The following is a 17,435-nucleotide window of genomic DNA, read 5'->3' as shown; positions in this document are numbered from 1 at the left end:
GAGAATTGAAGCAAGGCGAACTATAACCGCGCAACCGCGCTTAAGCCAGGACCGCCACCGGTGTTGACATGTCATGCAACTGTCCGCCGCGCAATGTGCAACAGCGGTCGACGGCCCCGGGCGGCAAAGCGGCATGCGTGGCCAGCACGACGGTGCGTCCCTGCACCGCCTGGCCCAGGTCGGCGAAGAACGCCGTCTCGGCCGCCGCGTCCAGTCCGGCCGTCGGTTCGTCCAGCACGATGACATCGGCCGGCGACAACAACGCCCGCGCCAGGCACAGGCGCCGCGCCTGCCCGGCGGACAGCAGCGAGCCGGTTTCACCGGCCCAGGTATCCAGCCCATCGGGCAGGCCGCGCACGAACTCCCCCAGGCGGGCGGCGTCCAGCGCGCGCCACAACTCGGCGTCGCCGGCCTGCGGATCGCCGATCAGCAAATTGGTGCGCAAGGTGCCCAGGAACACCGGCGCGTCCTGCGACAGCAGCGCGATGCGCCGATGCCAGTCCGCCTGCGCGCAGGCGCGGGCGTCGACACCGGCGTAGCGCACCTGGCCGCCCAGCGGATCTTCCAGGCGCAACAGCAGATGCAGCAGCGTGGACTTGCCCGCGCCGCTCTCTCCCAGGATGGCGACCCGTTCACCCGGCTCGACCCGCAGTTGCACGTTGCGCAGCAGCGGCGCCGGGGTCTCGCCGGCCCGCGCCGGATAGGCGAAGGACACATCGACCAGTTCCAGCGCGCCGCGCGTCGGCAACGGACTGGGCACGGCGGGATCGCGCATGTCGGGCTCGCGCTGCGCCACGTCGCGGATGCGCGCGGCGGCCGACAGCGCCGACCCCATGCGCGAGGCGCCGCGCATGATCGGACCGGCCACCTCGAAGATGCCGATCACGGCCAGCAGCAGGCCCACCAGCAATGGCCCCCGCAACGCGCCCGCTTCGTAACGCGCCAGGCCGAACCACAGCAGCGCCAGCACCGACAGCCCGGCCGCCGCCTGCAGGAACCATTGCCCCCGCGCCGCGACCCGGGCCTGGCTGCCGCGCGCCCGTGCGCTGGCCTCGCACAACTGTTCGAAATGCGCCTGGGTCTGCGACTGCGCATGCAGCGCGACCATGTCGGCGTGGCCATCGACCGCGTCGAGCACGGCGGCGCGCAGTCCGGCCGCGCTTTCCTGCGCGGCCTCGCCAGGCTTGCGCGCCGCGCGCAGCAGCCACAACGGCACCACGGCACAGACCACCAGCAGCGCCAGCGCGAACACCAGGGCCGCCGCCGGCACCCAATATCCCAGCACCGCGGTCAACGCCGCGCCGGCCAGGATGGCCGTCGCCAGTGGCGCCAGCACGAACAGGAATACGGTGTCGAGCGCATCGACGTCGCCCGTCATGCGCGCCACCAGGTCGCCGCTGCGGTAGCGTGCCAGCTGGCGCGGCGTCAGGCGGATCAGCGCCGAGAAGACCGCCGCGCGTAAATCGGCCAGCAGCCGCAACGTGGCGGCATGCCCGACCACCCGGTCGGCATAGCGCGACACGATGCGCAGGAACGACAGGCCACGCACCAGCGCGGACGGCGCGAACAGATTGAAGGCGCCGCCGGCGCCGGCCAATGCCGCGCCGGTCAGGAACCAGCCCGACACGCCCAGCAGGCCGACGCCCGCGGCCACCGTCGCCAGCGCGCAGAACAGCGCAAGCAACAATCCGGCCTTGCGGCGCGCGTACAGGGGCAGGAGCAACAACAGGTTCTTCATGCGTCTTTCACTTTTGCATCGGCGACGCGCAGCACCCGCGCAAAACGCGCCGCGACCACGGCCGAGTGCGTGGCGAGCAGCAGCGTGCGGCCGGCGGCGAATGCCAGGATCTCGTTCAGCACCCGTGCCTGCGTGGCCTCGTCCAGGTGCGCCGTGGGCTCGTCCAGCAGGATCAGCCCGGGATCGCGCAGGAACAGCCGCGCCAGCGCGACGCGTTGCGCCTGGCCGCCCGACAGGCCATGGCCGCGGCTGCCCAGCGGCGTATCCAGCCCTTGCGGCAGCCCGGCGGCGAATTCGAGCACACAGGCGCGGCGGGCCGCGTCGCGCACCATCGCATCGGAGGCATCGGGACGTCCCAGGCGGATGTTGTCCGCGATCGACCCGGCCAGCAGTTGCGGCTTCTGCCCGATCAGCGCCACCCGCGCGCGCAGGTCCGCCTCGCCCCACTGGTCCAGCGGCACGCCGTCGATGCGGATGTCGCCATCGCCCGGGCGCAGGCGCGCGATGGCCTCGATCAGGGTGGACTTGCCGATGCCGCTCGGCCCCATCAAGGCCGCATGCTCGCCCGGCGCCAGTGTCAATGCCGCCGCGGACAGCACCGGCAAGGGCCGGCCGGACGCCGTCATGGTCAGCCCCGTCACGGCCAGGCCGGCGGCGCCCGAGACCGGCGCCAACGGCGCATCCTGGCGTGGCTCGACGATTTCCGCCTGCGGCAGGCCGTCGAACAGCGTGGCGATCTGCGACACCGCGGCCAGCGCCGTGGCGCGGTCGTGGTAGTGCGCGGCGAACTGGCGCAGCGGCGCGTAGACCTCGGGCGCCATCAGCAGACAGAACAGGCCGGCCTGCAGCGTGAACGGCGACCAGCGCAGGTCCAGGAACCCCAGGTAGCTCAGGCCGATGTAGACGGCCACGCCCGCCACGCCCAGCGCGGCGAAGAACTCCAGCACCGCCGACGACAGGAAAGCGATCCGCAGCACGGACAAGGTGCGCTGGCGCAGCGCGTCGCTGGCCGCGGCGACGGAAGCGGCCTCGGCTTCGGCGCGGCCATACAGCTTCAGGGTGGACAGGCCGCGCAGGCGGTCGGCGAAAAAACCCGACAGCCGCGCGAAGGCCCGCAGGTGACGCCGGCTGGCGCCTTGCGCGCCCCAGCCGACCAGCGCCATGAACAGCGGAATCAGCGGCGCAGTGATCAACAGCACCAGCCCCGCGATCACATCCACCGGCAACAGCAGCACGGCAAACGCCACCGGCAGCAGCGCCGCCGCGGCCATGGCCGGCAGGTATTTGGAGAAGAAGCCGTCGAGCGCCTCGACCTGGTCCACCAGCGCACTGGCGATTTCGCCCGAGGCCTGGCGGCGGCTCCAGTCGGGCCCCTTGCGCAGCAGGCGCGCGAACAGCGCCTGGCGCACGTGGCGCTTGATGCGCTCGGCGGCATCGGCCCCGGCGCGCTCGCCCGCCCACGTGATGCAGGCGCGCGCCAGCATCAACGCGGCGATGGCCAGGATCTGGCCAAGCAGTTCCAGGCGCGGCGCCTGCCGCACGATGGCGGCGTCCAGCACGCTGGCCAGCAGCCAGGCCTGGACCACCAGCAACGCGCCCGACACCAGCGGCGCCGCGCCCGCCAGGATGAGAGGCAGCCGGGCCGCCCCGGCCAGCGCCATCAGCCAGCGCGATTGCTCGCGCGGCGGCTTGCGCAGGGTGGCCGAGGGGTCATGCTCGAGGCTGCTGGCGCGGCTGCTCACTCGTCGTTACGGCTGGCGCGCGGGTCATGCGAGTGACCTTCGCGCAGCTCGAACCACATTGCATTGAGGATGGCGAACGCACACGCCAATCCCAGACCGAGTACCCATGAGAAATACCACATGGTGAAGGCTCCTTAGATCAGTACGAGTTGGGCGTGTCGCCCACGGATTCGTGCGTCACCTTGCCGCGCATGACGCGGTACACCCAGGCGGTGTAGAGCGTCACGATCGGCAGGAAGATGACCACGGCGATCACCATGATCCACAGGGTCATGTGGCTGGACGAGGCGTCCCAGACCGTCAGGCCGGCCTTGGGGTTGGTCGACGACGGCATCAGGAACGGGAACAGCGAGAAGCCGACCGTCAGGATGACGCCGGCGATCGACACCGCCGACGCCAGGAACGACAGCACGTTGGCGCGCAGCGTCAACAACAGCAGCACCAGCACGGCGCCCGCCACGCCCAGCGCGGGCGCGATCCACATCAGCGGCCACTTGGCGTAGTTGGCCATCCAGGCGCCAGCCTGCACCGCGACCGTCTTGAGCATGGGATCCGACGGCCCCTGCATGTCGACGGCGCTGGTGATGGCGTGACCGCCAAGCGCCTGCACCCAGAACCCGCCCGCGACGAACAGCACCAGTGTCAGCAGCGCCAACAGACGCCCCCAGTTGCGGGCCCGCGACGAGATCGGATCCTCGGTGCGCCACGCCAGCAGCACGGCGCCGTGCATCGCCAGCATCACCACGCTCAGCACGCCGCACAGCAGCGCGAACGGCGTGAACAGCTGGTAGAAGTGGCCCTGGTACACCATGCGCAGCGCGTTATCGTCGAACGTGAACGGCACGCCGAGGATGATGTTGCCCACGGCCACGCCGAACACCAGCGAGGCCACCACGCCCGAGAAGCACAGCACGCCGTCCCAGCTGTTGCGCCAGCGCGTGCCTTCCATCTTGCTGCGGTACTTGAACCCGACCGGGCGCAGGATCAGCGCGATCAGCGCCAGCATCATCGCCAGGTAGAAGCCCGAGAACGAGGCGGCATACAACAGCGGCCAGGCGGCGAAGATGGCTCCGCCCGCGGTGATCAGCCACACCTGGTTGCCTTCCCACACGGGGCCGACCACGTTGATCACCACGCGGCGTTCGGCGTCGGTCTTGGCCACCACCGGCAGCAGCGCGGCCACGCCCAGGTCGAAGCCGTCCATCACGGCAAAGCCGATCAGCAGCGCGCCCAGCAGCACCCACCAGACCACCCGCAAGGTGGCGTAGTCGAAAGGAATAAGGGTATCCATTGCTTCTCTCCCTTAAGCGCGCACGGCGGCGTGGACGGGGTCGGCGGCGGCGCTGGCCGGCGCCGGCGCGTCGGACTTCGGGCCCTTGCGCACGGCGTGCAGCATGACCTTGACGCCGATGATCAGCAGCGCGGTGTACAGCACCAGGAAGATCGTCAGGCTGATCGCCAGGTCGGCGATGGTCAGGCCGGACGCCGCGTAGTACGTCGGCAGCACGCCTTCGATCACCCATGGCTGGCGGCCATACTCGGCCACGAACCAACCGCTCTCGATGGCGACCCAGGGCAGCGGCAAGCTCCACAGCGCCACCTTCAGCAAGCCGCGGCGGCTGTCGAGACGGCCGCGCGAGGCCAGCCAGAACGCCACGCCGAAGAACAGGATCAGGTACATGCCCACGGCCACCATGACGCGGAACGCCCAGAACAGCGGCGCCACGTTCGGCACGGTATCCACTGCGGCTTTCTTGATGTCCTCTTCGGTGACCTTGCTCATGTCGGTCTGGTAGCGCTTGACCAGCAGCGCGTAGCCCAGATCGGGCCAGGTCCGGTCGAACACCATGCGGGCGTCGACGTCCTTGGGATTGGCGCGGATCTTCTGCAGGGCGTCGTACGCCACCATGCCGTCGCGGATGCGATTCTCGGCGCGCAGGATCAAGTCGTTGATGCCCAGCAGCGGCGTCGTCAGCGAACGCGTGCCGATGATGCCCATGACGTAGGGAATCTCGATGGCGAAGTCGTTCTTGCGCTCGGCCTGGTTGGGCAGCGCGATCAGGTTGAAGGACGCGGGCGCCGGCTCGGTGTGCCACATGGATTCCATGGCCGCGATCTTCATCTTCTGGTGTTCGGTGGTGAGGTAACCGCTTTCGTCGCCCAGCACCACCACCGACAGCGCCGAGGCCAGGCCGAAGCTGGCGGCGACCGCCATCGAGCGCTTGGCCAGGTCGGTATGGCGGCCCTTGAGCAGGTACCAGGCGCTGATCGACATGACGAACATGGCGCCGGCCACGTAGCCCGCGCTGACCGTGTGCACGAACTTGGCCTGCGCCACCGGGTTGAAGATGACCGCGGCGAAGTCGGTCATTTCCATGCGCATGGTGTCGGGGTTGAACACCGCGCCCACCGGGTTCTGCATCCAGCCGTTGGCGATCAGGATCCAGAGTGCCGAGAAGTTGGTGCCGAACGCCACCAGCCAGGTCACCACCAGGTGGCTGACCTTGGACATGCGGTTCCAACCGAAGAAGAACAGGCCGACGAAGGTGGCTTCCAGGAAGAAGGCCATCAGCCCTTCGAGCGCCAGCGGCGCGCCGAAGATGTCGCCCACATAGTGGCTGTAGTACGACCAGTTCATGCCGAACTGGAATTCCATGACCACACCCGTGGCCACGCCCAGCGCGAAGTTGATGCCGAACAGGGTGCCCCAGAACATCGTCATCCGCTTCCAGATGGGGCGGCCAGTCATGACGTACACGCTTTCCATGATGGCCAGGATGAACGACAGGCCGAGCGTGAGAGGGACGAACAGGAAGTGGTACAGCGCGGTCGCGGCAAACTGGAATCGCGACAGGTTGACGACGTCGAGATCAATCATTGGGGCGCTCCCATGCAGGTGAGTAGCCACAGCAACCGGCATGGTTCCCAGGCCGTCTCTCGCGCCATGATAAGGGCGTTGTATACAGCTTCATAGAGGTTTCCTGAAAAAATCGGGGCGGATCGGCGATCAGCCTTTACCCCGCAACTTGCCGGCGAAGCCCAGTACTTTCTGCACTTTGGAACCCAGCTTCATCAGGTTCTGCAGTGTCTCCGGCGGCAGACGTTGAACCTCATCGAACCATCCGGTGGACAGTTCGATGAGCTCCAGCATTTCGGTCATGCGTTGCTGCGCGTACGCGCCATCGGGCCCGACCGGGGGCTCGAGCAGGGTGTCGCGCAACAGAGTCAGGGTGGGATCGATTTCGCGTTTGCGCTTCTCTTCCATCAGGATGCGGAAGATCTCCCAGACGTCCTTGGGCGTCTCGAAGTAGTCGCGGCGGTCGCCGACCTGGTGCACCAGCTTCACCAGGCGCCAGGACTGCAACTCCTTCAGGCCCAGGCTGACGTTCGAACGGGAAAAGCCCAGCGTTTCGGCGATGTCGTCGGCGTGCAGGGGCTGGGGCGACAGGAACAGCAAGGCGTAGATCTGGCCGACGGTGCGATTCACGCCCCAACGGCTGCCCATTTCGCCGAAGTGCAGGACGAAACGTTCGTTTTGAGGGGTAAGCACCATGATCCATCCAGCCTGGCGAATGCAACGACGGCAAACATAAATAGTTACGCCGTTTTCAGAAATTCCTGAAATTATCGAACAAACTGTGCGAAAACACAAACCACACCGATGACAGGGGTATAGCCGCAAGGGATGACAATTCTGTCGCTCCGCCCCCGAAATCAGTCGCAATCTGTTGTGGCCGCACGACGAAAAAAAGCCACCCGCCGGTCGGCGGGTGGCTTGGGAATGACGCAAATCCGGGCCTGGGCCCGGGGCGAACCAGGGGGTCAGGCGGCCTTGACGGTCACGGCGGCGGACACGCGCTTGGCCTTGGCGCGCGCGGCGGCCACGTCCTCGGCGACCGCCAGGCCCACGCCCATGCGGCGCTTGACGAAGGATTCGGGCTTGCCGAACAGGCGGATGTCGGTGCCCGGCTCGGCCAGCGCCTGGGCGACGTTGTGGAACGACACGGCCTTGGCCTCCACGCCGCCATAGATGACGCTGCTGGCGCCGGGCTGGCGCAGCGAGGTGTCCACCGGCAGGCCCAGCAGGGCGCGGGCGTGCAGCTCGAATTCGTTCTGGGCCTGGGTGATCATGGTGACCATGCCGGTGTCGTGCGGGCGCGGGCTGACCTCGGAGAACCAGACCTGATCGCCGGCCACGAACAGCTCGACGCCGAAAATGCCCAGGCCGCCCAGCTCGGCCGTCACGGCCAGGGCAATCTCGCGGGCGCGTTCCAGGGCGGCGGGCGACATGGGATGGGGCTGCCAGCTCTCGACGTAGTCGCCGTCGACCTGCTTGTGGCCGATCGGCTCGCAGTAACGGGTCTCGACCTGGCCGTCGGCGCCGCGGGCACGCACGGTCAACAGCGTGATTTCGTAGTCGAAGCGGATGAAACCCTCGACGATGGCGCGCCCGCCCCCCACCCGGCCGCCCTCCTGGGCGTAGCGCCAGGCGGAGCCCAGGTCGTCGGCGCCCTTGATGACGGACTGGCCCTTGCCCGACGAAGACATCACCGGCTTGATGACGCAGGGATAGCCAATGCCGCCGTCGATGGCCTGGCGCAGTTCGTCTTCGGTATCGACGAAGGCATAGGGCGAGGTGGGCAGGCCCAGGGTCTCGGCCGCCAGGCGGCGGATGCCCTCGCGGTTCATGGTCAGCTGCGCCGCCCGGGCGGTCGGGGTGACCCGCGCCACGCCGGCCGCTTCCAGGTCCACCAGCAAATTGGTGGCAATGGCCTCGATTTCGGGGACAATAACGTGCGGTTGCTCTTGCCGGATGATTTTTTCCAGGGCTTGCGGGTCCGTCATCGACACCACGTGGGCGCGATGCGCCACCTGGTGGCCCGGCGCGTCGGCATACCGGTCCACCGCAATGACTTCCACGCCCAGCCGCTGCAGGGCGATGATGACCTCTTTGCCCAATTCGCCCGAGCCGAGCAGCATGACTCGGGTGGCCAGGGGGGACAGGGGCGTGCCAAGGACGGGGCTGGGAATGCTGGACATGAGCGGGCCTGGAAAGGAAAGATTGATAGCCGGATAAACGAGTCGCCAGGATGCCATACCCCCCTCCCAGGGGCAAACCCGCAACCTGATATTAAAATCCCTTGATGACCGACCATCCCACCACAACGTCCGAGACCGCGCTGGCATCTGCGCGCAGGACGCTGCAAATCGAAAGCCAGGGCATCCTGGACCTGTCCGCGCGGCTGGACGACAGCTTCGCGCGGGTCGTCGCCATGCTGCTGGCCTGCCGTGGGCGCGTGGTCGTCAGCGGCATCGGCAAGACCGGCCACATCGCCCGCAAGATCGCCGCGACGCTGGCCTCGACCGGCACGCCCGCCTTCTTCGTGCACGCCGCCGAGGCCGTGCACGGCGACCTGGGCATGATCACCCGCGACGACGTCCTGATCGCCATTTCGTACTCCGGCACCGGCCAGGAACTGCTGACCATCCTGCCGGTGGCCCGCCGCATGGGCGCCGGCCTGGTCGCCATCACCGGCAACCCGCAATCCGAACTGGCCCGGCTGGCCGACGTCCACCTGGACGCCAGCGTATCCCAGGAAGCCTGCCCGCTGAACCTGGCGCCCACCGCCAGCACCACCACGGCCCTGGCCCTGGGCGATGCGCTGGCCGTGGCCTGTCTGGAGGCGCGCGGGTTCGGGCCGCAGGATTTCGCCCGCTCGCATCCGGGCGGCGCGCTCGGGCGCCGCCTGCTGACCCACGTGCGCAACGTCATGCGCCAGGGCGACGCCCTGCCCGTCGTGGCGCAGGGCACGCCGGTCTCGCAGGCGCTCGAGGTCATGTCCGCCAAGGGCATGGGCATGACCGTGGTGAGCGACGCGCAGCACCGCCCGGTGGGCATCTTCACCGACGGCGACCTGCGCCGCCTGATCGCGCGCCACGGCGACATCCGCAGCCTGACGGTCGAGGCCGGCATGACGCACTCGCCGCGCAGCATCAACCCGGACGCGCTGGCCGTCGAGGCCGCACGCCAGATGGACGAACTGCGGCTCAATCACATGCTGGTGCTGGACGCCGATGGCGCCCTGCTCGGCGCCTTGCACATGCACGACCTGATGGCCGCCAAAGTGGTATGACTATGACCCTCCCTCCCTCGATCACCCACCCCGCAGAAGCCCTGGTCCTGGCCCGTATCGCGCCGGCCGTGCGTGAACGCGCCGCCGCCGTGCGCCTGATGGTCTTCGACGTGGATGGCGTGCTGACCGACGGCGGCCTGTATTACGGCGAGACCGGTGAAGTCCAGAAGCGCTTCAACGCCCTGGATGGCCATGGCCTGCGCCTGCTCATGGAAGGCGGGCTGAAGGTGGCGCTGATGACCGGCCGCTCCGGCCCGATCGTGGCGCGCCGTGCCGCCGAGCTGGGCATTTCCGAGATCATGCAGGGCGTGCGCGACAAGGGCGCCGCGCTGGCCGAACTTGCGCAGCGCAGCGCGGTCCAACTGAACCAGACCGGCTACATGGGCGATGACATCATCGACCTGCCGGCCATGCAACGCGCCGGTTTCGCCGCCAGCGTGCCGAATGCGCCGGGCTACGTCAGCCAGGCGGCCCACTGGATCGCCACGCAACCGGGCGGCAACGGCGCGGTGCGCGAATGCTGCGACCTGCTGCTGGCCTCCCAGGGCCGGCTGGGCGGCTTCCTGGCGGCGCCGGGGCTGCTCGGTCCTGGCGCCATCCAGTAAACGCGCCCCCAATCACGCCCTTCAGACCTGATGAAAGATCGTTTCCCTTCCCTGATCGCGCTGTTCCTGCTGCTCGTGCTCGTCGCCAGCACGTATTGGGCCGCCGACTACGCGCAGCGGGCCATCCAGACGGACCCGCCGCGCCGCGTCACGCACGAAATGGACGCCTGGTCGCGTAATTTCGTGATGCTGCGCACCGACCCCACCGGCCGCCCCATCAATCGGCTGGAGGGCGATTACGCCGAGCATTTCCCGGACGACGATTCGTATCACATCACCCAGCCGCGGGCCATCGGCCAGCGCGAAGCCAACCCGATCACCGTGGGCGTGTCCAAGACGGCCGTCATGGAACAGGGCGGCAAGCGCATCGTCATGAACGGCGACGCGCACGTGCACCGCCAGCCGGACGCCAACAACGATGTCCTGGACGTGCGCAGCCAGCAACTGATCCTGCTGCCCGACGACGACGTGGTCTACACCGACCTGCCGGCCGAGGTCATCAAGGGACGCTCGCGCATGAACGGCAAGGGCATGCACTACAACAACAAGACACGCCAATTGCAGGTATCGGCTTCCACTGACGTGCAAATCGCCGGCTCGGAAAACAAATCGCGCCGCCCGGCCGAGACGCCTGCCAACACCACTGACCAGAAGAAACCATGACCGACTTCCGGATTCGCATTGCCCCCACCACGCGCCTGCTGGGCGCGATGCTGCTGATGGCAGCGGCGGTAGCGCCGGCGCTCGCGGCCGACCCCAAGCCGGCCGCCACCGGCTCGAGCAAGGCCGCCCCCGCCGAAGAGCCCACCACCACGATCCTGTCGGACACGCTGCACTACGACGACGTGAAGAAGCAGAGCGTGTTCACCGGCAACGTCAACATGGTGCGCGGCCTGATGACGCTCACCTCCGACAATCTGGAAATGCGCGAGGACGCCGCCGGCAACCAGTACGGCACCGCCACCGCGAACAAGGGCAAGGTCGTCACCATCCGCCAGGAACGTCCCGAGACCTTCGAACTGATCGAGGGCAAGGGCCTGCGCGCCGAATACGACGGCACCAAGAGCACCTTCGACCTGATCGGCCAGGCCGTGGTGGTGCGCTATGTCTGTGGCAAGCCGTTCGACACGATCCGTGGCGACCGGGTGCGCTACAACGAGAAGAGCGGCACCTACGAAGCCCAGGGCGGCCCGAACTCCTCGGCCGCCGGCGGCCGGGTCCGTTCCGTGGCCGAGCCGCGCGCCAAGTCGGACGCCGCGGTGGCCGAGTGCCGCAAGCAGCAGGAATCGAAGAAGGGGCGCTGAAGCGCCTCCCACGTCACCCATACGCAGCCACGATGAACCAACCTTCAGTGCAGACTCCCGTGACCTCCGCCCCTTTGGGCGTCAAGCAGGGCAGCCTGCGCGCAACCGGCTTGCGCAAGACCTACAACGGCCGCACCGTCGTGCAGGACGTGTCCCTGTCCGTCTCCAGCGGTGAAGTGGTCGGCCTGCTCGGCCCCAACGGCGCCGGCAAGACCACCAGCTTCTACATGATCGTGGGCCTGGTGCCGGCCGACGCCGGCCGCATCGAGATCGACGGCTCGATCATCACCGCGATGCCGATCCACAAGCGCGCCCGCATGGGGCTGTCGTACTTGCCCCAGGACGCCTCGGTGTTCCGTCGCCTGACGGTCGAACAGAACATCCGCGCGGTGCTGGAACTGCAGATCGGGCCGGACGGCCGCACGCTGTCCACCCCCAAGATCAACGAGCAGATGGAACTGCTGCTCGAAGAACTGCAGATCGGCCATATCCGCAGCAACGCCGCCATCTCGCTGTCGGGCGGTGAACGCCGCCGCGTCGAAATCGCGCGCGCGCTGGCCACCAGCCCGCGCTTCATCCTGCTGGACGAACCGTTCGCCGGCGTGGACCCCATCGCCGTGATCGAGATCCAGCGCATCGTGCGCTTCCTGAAGGGCCGCGGCATCGGCGTGCTGATCACCGACCACAACGTGCGCGAAACGCTGGGCATCTGCGACCGCGCCTACATCATCAGCGAAGGCAAGGTACTGACCGACGGTCATCCCGACGAAATCGTCGGCGATCCGGCCGTGCGCCGCGTCTACCTGGGCGAACACTTCCGCATGTAACACCCCCGGATAGGGGAAAATCCCAGGGCCCCCACGCGGGCCCGGGCACGCCCCTGGGCGGTCGCCATGAAAATGCCATGAACTTGCGCTAGGTCAGCTTGTTTTATCGGCCCGAGTCTATACACTAGTATCAAACGAACCCCTCGAACAAGGAGAACGCCTAACGACCCCACCGCGCCTTCCGCGCACCATTTTTTCCTCTTTTAGAAGGAGAGCACACTATGAACCTGAGCATCTGCGGTCGTCACCTCGACGTCACCCCGGCCATCCGGGAATATGTCATGAACAAACTGGCGCGAGTGCTGCGGCATTTCGATCACGTCATCGATACCCAGGTCATGCTCTCAGTAGAGCCCCTGCGGCACAGAGCCGAAATCACCATGCGTCTTAGTGGCAAGGACATTCATTGTGAAGCAACCGATGAAAATCTCTACGCCGCGATCGACCTTCTCGCTGACAAAGTCGACCGTCAGGTCATCAAGCACAAGGACAAGGTACGAAGTCACACGGCAGAGTCCGTGAAGCGGCAAGCGGCGAACCTTTCGCCAACCCAGTAACACCGCGCTTCATGACCCGCTCGCCGTGCGAGCCAAGCTAAACAGCGATTCTTGAATCCTGCCTAAGTCCCGGTGTCCCGCTAGACGTCTCGTCCAGCCGGGGCATCGGCAAACTCCCTCCCCCGCCTTCTTTGTCCCCCATTCCCCGGCGCACGCCCGCGGATCGCATTTGCTCCCCCTGAATACCTGCTCAAGGCAGCCACGCCATACCATGCTGGTATACCCGCCTGCGCACGAAGAATGCCCACAACCCGGCGCTATCGGTCTATGCTGTCGCTCTCGTCCCGGGACCGGCGGCCTGATCCAGGAGGGTGCGGACCGCCACGCGGGTGCCTCCAACCGGAGTTTTTTGCAGTGCGTCATATAACCCTATAATGACCCGATGAATCATTTGTCGCGCATCCTTCCCGCCGGCAACGTCGTCCTCGATATGCTCGCCACGAGCAAGAAGCGCGCGTTCGAACAGGCTGGCCTCCTCTTTGAAAACAACCACGGCTTGGCACGCGCACTCGTGTTCGACAGCCTGTTTGCGCGGGAGCGCCTGGGCTCGACCGCGCTCGGCCAGGGCGTGGCCGTGCCGCACGGCCGCGTGAAGGGCCTGGAGCAGGCGCTTGCCGCCTTCATCCGCCTGGCGCAGCCCATCACGTTCGACGCCCCCGACGGCCAGCCCGTATCGATGCTGCTCTGTCTGCTGGTGCCCGAAACCGCCACCCAGCAGCACCTGGATATCCTGGCGGAACTGGCCCAGCTCATGTCGAACAAGGCGCTGCGCGAAGCGCTGGCCACCGAGACCGACCCGGCCGTCGTCCACAAGATGCTCACCACCGGCCAACTCTGACCCCTCGCGGAAACGCTGCCATGCTCACGGTGCAGGAACTCGTCGACGACAACGCCGACAAAATCCCCTTCAACTGGATTTCCGGCCAAGGGGCCGCGGACCGCGCGATTCCCGATGACGGCATGGCGGCCGCCGACCTGGTGGGCCACCTGAACCTGATCCACCCGTCGCGCATCCAGGTGTTCGGCCAGGAAGAACTGGCGTACTACACCCGCTTCGACCTGCGCCGCCGCATGCACCACATGGACGAGCTGCTGATCGGCGGCGTGCCCGCCATCCTGCTGGCCGACGGCCTGACGCCGCCGCAGGACCTGGTGGACCAGTGCGACCAGCACCAGGTGCCGCTGCTGTCCACGCCGGTGGCCGCCGCGCAACTGATCGACCTGCTGCGCATCTACCTGGGCAAGAAACTCGCCCCCACCACCACCGTGCACGGCGTGTTCCTCGACGTGCTGGGCCTGGGCGTGCTGATCACCGGCGAATCGGGCCTGGGCAAGAGCGAACTGGCGCTGGAACTGATCTCGCGCGGCCACGGCCTGGTGGCCGACGACGCGGTCGAGTTCTCGCGCACCGCGCCCAACATGATCGAAGGCCACTGCCCGCAGCTGCTGCAGAACCTGCTGGAAGTGCGCGGCCTGGGCCTGCTCGACATCCGCACCATCTTCGGCGAGACCTCGGTGCGCCGCAAGATGCGCCTGAAGCTGATCGTGCACCTGGTGCGCGCCACGGCGCAGGACAAGTTCGAACGCCTGCCGCTGCAGGACATCACCCAGGACATGCTGGGCCTGCCGGTGCGCAAGGTCATGCTGCAGGTGGCCGCCGGCCGCAACCTGGCGGTGCTGGTCGAAGCCGCGGTGCGCAACACCATCCTCAAGCTGCGCGGCATCGACACCCTGGGCGAATTCATGGAACGCCAGGCGATGGCGATCCTGCAAAGCAGCAAGTGAACGCGCGTCGCCGCGCGGCACCGTGAGCCTTTACGAGAAACTCGCCAACGAGATCGCCAAGTCGATCCGCGACGGCGTGCTGCGCGTGGGCGACAAGCTGCCGTCGGTGCGCGACGCCTGCGCCAGCCGCGGCGTCAGCCCGTCGACGGTGTTCCAGGCCTACTACCTGCTGGAGGCGCGCGGCTTGATCCGCGCCCGCCCCCGCTCCGGCTACTACGTCAACGCGCGCGGCGACAGCCTGCCGCCGGAACCCGACACCTCCTGTCCCGACGGCGAATCGACCGAACTGGCGATCAGCGAGCGCATCTTCGACATCCTCGATTCGGTGCGCAACCGCGACGTCACGCCGCTGGGCTCGGCCTTTCCTTCCCCCCTGCTGTTCCCGCTGCCGCGGCTGGCCCAGGCCATGGCGGCGCATCTCAAGCGCCAGGACCCGCTGGACACGATGGAAGACCTGTCGCCCGGCAATCCCGGCCTGCGCCGGCAGATCGCGCTGCGCTACCTGATCGCCGGCATCAACGTGCCGGCCAACGACATCGTCGTCACCAACGGCGCGCTGGAAGCGCTCAACCTGTGCCTGCAGGCGGTGACGCAGCCGGGCGACACGGTCATCGTCGAGGCCCCCACCTTCTACGGCGCGTTGCAAGCGCTGGAACGCCACGGCCTGAAGGCGCTGGAAGTGCCCACGCATCCGCGCACCGGCGTCGACCTGGGCGCGATGGAAACCGCGATCCAGCGCCACGCGCCCAAGGCCTGCTGGCTGATGACGCAGTTCCAGAATCCGCTGGGCAGCCTGATGCCCGAGGACAAGAAACGGCAATTGGTCGAACTGCTGGCGCGCCACCAGATTCCGCTGATCGAGGACGATGTCTACGGCGAGCTGTATTTCGGCGCGACGCGGCCGGTGCCCGCCAAGGCCTTCGACAAGCAGGGCCTGGTGCTGCACTGCTCGTCGTTCTCCAAATGCCTGGCGCCGGGCTACCGCATCGGCTGGGCCAGCGCGGGCCGCTACGCGCAGCGCGTGCAGCGCCTGAAGTTGTCGTCCACGCTGTCGGCGTCGAGTCCGGCGCAGGGCGCCATCGCCGAATACCTGGAACAGGGCGGCTACGACCGCCACCTGCGCCGCCTGCGCGAAACGCTGCAGGCGCAGCAGGACCTGATGGCCAATGCGATCGCGCGCGAATTTCCCGCGGGCACCCGCGTGACCCGGCCGCAGGGCGGCTTTTTCCTGTGGATCGAAATGCCGGCGGCGGTCGATGCGCTGGCCCTGCACCGGCAGGCGCTGGCGCGCGGCATCAGCGTGGCGCCCGGCCCGATCTTCTCGGCCAGCGGCCAGTTCGGCAATGCGCTGCGACTGAACTACGGCCATCCCTGGGACGATGCCAAGGCCGATGCCATCCGCGCGCTGGGCGAGATGGCGCGCGCGGCCTGCCAGCCGGCCGCGCGATCGTCCTGATCAGTTGCGGGTCGAGGCGGCGCGGGCGCGCTTGACCTCGAGCGGCGTCACGCCGCCGGCCTCGTTGCCCCAGCTGTTGCGGATGTAGGACACCAGCATCGCGATATCGTTGTCATTCAGCAATTGGCCGAACGGCGGCATGCCGTGCGGCCGCGGATTGGCCGCGGTGGCGGGCGCGAAGCCGCCGTCCAGCACCATGCGGATGGCATTGACCGGCGACGGCGCGGTCACCGTCGGATTGCCGGCCAGCGCGGGCCAGGCACCCGCGCTGCCCTCGCCTTGCGGCTGGTGGCATTGCGCGCACTGCTGGCGGTAGATCTTGCCGCCCAGTTCCATGGCCGCCGGGGACGCCGGCGTGGCGGGCCGCGATGACGCCGCGGGCGTGGCCGGCAACGACTTGAGATACACGCCCATCGCCAGCGCATCTGCCTCGGTCAGATGCTGGGTGCTGCCCAGCACCACCTCGGCCATCGGACCGCTGGCGCTGGAGTGCGCCGCCATGCCGGTGCGCAGCAACGCCGCGATGTCTTCGGCCGACCAGCGCCCCAGCCCCGTCTGCGGATCATTGGTCAGTGGCGGCGCGTACCAGTCCAGCATCGGGATGATGCCGCCGGCCAGGCCATCGGCCGCGCGCGTCGCGCCCAGGCTGTTGCGCGGCGCGTGGCAGGCGGCGCAATGGCCCAGGCCTTCGACCAGGTAGCGGCCGCGGTTCCACTGCGTCGACTGGCCCGGATCGGCTTCCTGCACGCCCGGCCGGAAATACAGCGCGCGCCAGGCGGCCAGCAGCAGGCGCTGGTCATACGGGAAATCGAGATCGGGCGCGCGGCTGGGCTGGTTCACCGGCGTGATCGTGCGCAGATAGGCGAACAGCGCATCGGCATCCGCCCGCGTCACGCGGGTGTACTCGGTGTACGGGAAGGCCGGATACAGCAGCGTGCCGTCACGCGACTTGCCGTTGTGCAGCGCCTGCCAGAAGTCGTCCGCGCTCCAGGCGCCGATGCCGGTCTTCTCGTCGGGCGTGATGTTGGGGCCGTAGATCGTGCCGAACGGCGTCGGGATGGGCGTGCCGCCGGCATAGGCCTGGCCGCCGCGCGCCGTGTGGCAGGCCATGCAATTGCCGGCCAGCGCCAGATAGCGTCCGCGCTCGATGCGCTGCTGCGGATCGGCCGGCGCCGCGGCCGCGCCGGTGCTGGCGTCGTCGCGCGTGCCCAGCCAGTAGAGGGCGCCCACCGCGATCACGGCCAGCGCCAGCAAGGTGCCCAGGATTCGCTTCATCAGTTTCATCCG

The 17,435-nt window shown here is 68.0% G+C and carries 17 protein-coding genes; 9 read left to right on the top strand and 8 right to left on the bottom strand.

What is annotated here, in order from left to right; genetic code table 11:
• Positions 1-40 precede the first annotated feature (40 nt).
• The 7 genes from cydC to purT all read right to left on the bottom strand — a co-directional run bounded on the left by cydC (position 41) and on the right by purT (position 8,520).
• Positions 41-1,738 carry a thiol reductant ABC exporter subunit CydC gene (gene cydC / locus I6I07_RS09120; RefSeq protein ID WP_198486392.1) on the bottom strand — a complete coding sequence of 566 codons (1,698 nt, stop codon included), beginning with the start codon at positions 1,736-1,738 and terminating at the stop codon, positions 41-43.
• Positions 1,735-3,480: a thiol reductant ABC exporter subunit CydD gene (gene cydD / locus I6I07_RS09115; RefSeq protein WP_198486391.1), complete on the bottom strand. Its 1,746-nt coding sequence runs from the start codon at positions 3,478-3,480 to the stop codon at positions 1,735-1,737. Before cydD ends, cydC begins: the two co-directional genes overlap by 4 nt.
• Complete coding sequence (gene cydX, locus I6I07_RS09110) at positions 3,477-3,602, bottom strand: cytochrome bd-I oxidase subunit CydX (protein WP_054474887.1); 126 nt, start codon at positions 3,600-3,602, stop codon at positions 3,477-3,479. The genes cydD and cydX overlap by 4 nt, the downstream gene beginning before the upstream one ends.
• A gap of 17 nt (positions 3,603-3,619) precedes the next feature.
• Positions 3,620-4,771 (bottom strand): cytochrome d ubiquinol oxidase subunit II, encoded by a 1,152-nt coding sequence (cydB, locus tag I6I07_RS09105; protein WP_198486390.1) that lies wholly within the window; start codon positions 4,769-4,771, stop codon positions 3,620-3,622.
• Positions 4,772-4,783: 12 nt separating this feature from the next.
• Positions 4,784-6,358 carry a cytochrome ubiquinol oxidase subunit I gene (locus tag I6I07_RS09100; RefSeq protein ID WP_198486389.1) on the bottom strand — a complete coding sequence of 525 codons (1,575 nt, stop codon included), beginning with the start codon at positions 6,356-6,358 and terminating at the stop codon, positions 4,784-4,786.
• 129 nt (positions 6,359-6,487) lie between these two features.
• Positions 6,488-7,033: a GbsR/MarR family transcriptional regulator gene (locus I6I07_RS09095; RefSeq protein WP_198486388.1), complete on the bottom strand. Its 546-nt coding sequence runs from the start codon at positions 7,031-7,033 to the stop codon at positions 6,488-6,490.
• 269 nt (positions 7,034-7,302) lie between these two features.
• Positions 7,303-8,520, bottom strand: coding sequence for a formate-dependent phosphoribosylglycinamide formyltransferase (purT, locus tag I6I07_RS09090; RefSeq protein WP_198486387.1), 1,218 nt, complete (start codon positions 8,518-8,520; stop codon positions 7,303-7,305).
• A gap of 104 nt (positions 8,521-8,624) precedes the next feature.
• Between purT and I6I07_RS09085 the strand changes: the two genes are divergently transcribed.
• The 9 genes from I6I07_RS09085 (at position 8,625) to I6I07_RS09045 (ending at position 16,148) form a co-directional block, all read left to right on the top strand.
• Positions 8,625-9,614 carry a KpsF/GutQ family sugar-phosphate isomerase gene (locus I6I07_RS09085; protein ID WP_198486386.1) on the top strand — a complete coding sequence of 330 codons (990 nt, stop codon included), beginning with the start codon at positions 8,625-8,627 and terminating at the stop codon, positions 9,612-9,614.
• Positions 9,611-10,219 carry a KdsC family phosphatase gene (locus tag I6I07_RS09080; RefSeq protein ID WP_081105125.1) on the top strand — a complete coding sequence of 203 codons (609 nt, stop codon included), beginning with the start codon at positions 9,611-9,613 and terminating at the stop codon, positions 10,217-10,219. The genes I6I07_RS09085 and I6I07_RS09080 overlap by 4 nt, the downstream gene beginning before the upstream one ends.
• Positions 10,220-10,249: 30 nt before the next feature.
• Positions 10,250-10,882: an LPS export ABC transporter periplasmic protein LptC gene (lptC, locus tag I6I07_RS09075; RefSeq protein ID WP_198486385.1), complete on the top strand. Its 633-nt coding sequence runs from the start codon at positions 10,250-10,252 to the stop codon at positions 10,880-10,882.
• Positions 10,879-11,523 carry a lipopolysaccharide transport periplasmic protein LptA gene (gene lptA, locus I6I07_RS09070; RefSeq protein WP_198486384.1) on the top strand — a complete coding sequence of 215 codons (645 nt, stop codon included), beginning with the start codon at positions 10,879-10,881 and terminating at the stop codon, positions 11,521-11,523. The genes lptC and lptA overlap by 4 nt, the downstream gene beginning before the upstream one ends.
• Before the next feature lie 32 nt (positions 11,524-11,555).
• Positions 11,556-12,350 (top strand): LPS export ABC transporter ATP-binding protein, encoded by a 795-nt coding sequence (gene lptB, locus I6I07_RS09065; RefSeq protein ID WP_198486383.1) that lies wholly within the window; start codon positions 11,556-11,558, stop codon positions 12,348-12,350.
• A gap of 221 nt (positions 12,351-12,571) precedes the next feature.
• On the top strand, positions 12,572-12,907 hold the full coding sequence (gene hpf, locus I6I07_RS09060; RefSeq protein ID WP_006391806.1) for a ribosome hibernation-promoting factor, HPF/YfiA family: 336 nt from the start codon (positions 12,572-12,574) through the stop codon (positions 12,905-12,907).
• A 382-nt stretch (positions 12,908-13,289) separates the two neighbouring features.
• Positions 13,290-13,745: a PTS sugar transporter subunit IIA gene (locus I6I07_RS09055; protein ID WP_006391807.1), complete on the top strand. Its 456-nt coding sequence runs from the start codon at positions 13,290-13,292 to the stop codon at positions 13,743-13,745.
• Between the two features lie 20 nt (positions 13,746-13,765).
• Positions 13,766-14,692 (top strand): HPr(Ser) kinase/phosphatase, encoded by a 927-nt coding sequence (hprK, locus tag I6I07_RS09050; RefSeq protein ID WP_006216298.1) that lies wholly within the window; start codon positions 13,766-13,768, stop codon positions 14,690-14,692.
• A 22-nt stretch (positions 14,693-14,714) separates the two neighbouring features.
• On the top strand, positions 14,715-16,148 hold the full coding sequence (locus I6I07_RS09045) for a PLP-dependent aminotransferase family protein (protein ID WP_198486382.1): 1,434 nt from the start codon (positions 14,715-14,717) through the stop codon (positions 16,146-16,148).
• Here the strand turns inward: I6I07_RS09045 and I6I07_RS09040 are convergent, their stop codons facing one another.
• Positions 16,149-17,432, bottom strand: a complete 1,284-nt coding sequence (locus tag I6I07_RS09040) for a c-type cytochrome (RefSeq protein ID WP_198486381.1) — start codon at positions 17,430-17,432, stop codon at positions 16,149-16,151.
• Positions 17,433-17,435 lie beyond the last annotated feature (3 nt).

Source organism: Achromobacter deleyi, from assembly GCF_016127315.1.
Classification (GTDB): domain Bacteria; phylum Pseudomonadota; class Gammaproteobacteria; order Burkholderiales; family Burkholderiaceae_B; genus Achromobacter; species Achromobacter insuavis_A.
Note: the sequence above shows the minus strand (reverse complement) of the source record. Positions and strands in the feature narration are given on the sequence as shown.

What these genes read in the sequence shown, in the direction of transcription:
- I6I07_RS09040 (WP_198486381.1), bottom strand. Translation starts at nt 17,432, where the DNA reads ATGAAACTGATGAAGCGAATCCTGGGCACCTTGCTGGCGCTGGCCGTG.
- cydC (WP_198486392.1), bottom strand. Translation starts at nt 1,738, where the DNA reads ATGAAGAACCTGTTGTTGCTCCTGCCCCTGTACGCGCGCCGCAAGGCC.
- lptB (WP_198486383.1), top strand. Translation starts at nt 11,556, where the DNA reads ATGAACCAACCTTCAGTGCAGACTCCCGTGACCTCCGCCCCTTTGGGC.
- hpf (WP_006391806.1), top strand. Translation starts at nt 12,572, where the DNA reads ATGAACCTGAGCATCTGCGGTCGTCACCTCGACGTCACCCCGGCCATC.
- hprK (WP_006216298.1), top strand. Translation starts at nt 13,766, where the DNA reads ATGCTCACGGTGCAGGAACTCGTCGACGACAACGCCGACAAAATCCCC.
- I6I07_RS09080 (WP_081105125.1), top strand. Translation starts at nt 9,611, where the DNA reads ATGACTATGACCCTCCCTCCCTCGATCACCCACCCCGCAGAAGCCCTG.
- I6I07_RS09085 (WP_198486386.1), top strand. Translation starts at nt 8,625, where the DNA reads ATGACCGACCATCCCACCACAACGTCCGAGACCGCGCTGGCATCTGCG.
- I6I07_RS09095 (WP_198486388.1), bottom strand. Translation starts at nt 7,033, where the DNA reads ATGGTGCTTACCCCTCAAAACGAACGTTTCGTCCTGCACTTCGGCGAA.
- I6I07_RS09100 (WP_198486389.1), bottom strand. Translation starts at nt 6,358, where the DNA reads ATGATTGATCTCGACGTCGTCAACCTGTCGCGATTCCAGTTTGCCGCG.
- lptC (WP_198486385.1), top strand. Translation starts at nt 10,250, where the DNA reads ATGAAAGATCGTTTCCCTTCCCTGATCGCGCTGTTCCTGCTGCTCGTG.
- purT (WP_198486387.1), bottom strand. Translation starts at nt 8,520, where the DNA reads ATGTCCAGCATTCCCAGCCCCGTCCTTGGCACGCCCCTGTCCCCCCTG.
- cydX (WP_054474887.1), bottom strand. Translation starts at nt 3,602, where the DNA reads ATGTGGTATTTCTCATGGGTACTCGGTCTGGGATTGGCGTGTGCGTTC.
- cydB (WP_198486390.1), bottom strand. Translation starts at nt 4,771, where the DNA reads ATGGATACCCTTATTCCTTTCGACTACGCCACCTTGCGGGTGGTCTGG.
- lptA (WP_198486384.1), top strand. Translation starts at nt 10,879, where the DNA reads ATGACCGACTTCCGGATTCGCATTGCCCCCACCACGCGCCTGCTGGGC.
- I6I07_RS09055 (WP_006391807.1), top strand. Translation starts at nt 13,290, where the DNA reads ATGAATCATTTGTCGCGCATCCTTCCCGCCGGCAACGTCGTCCTCGAT.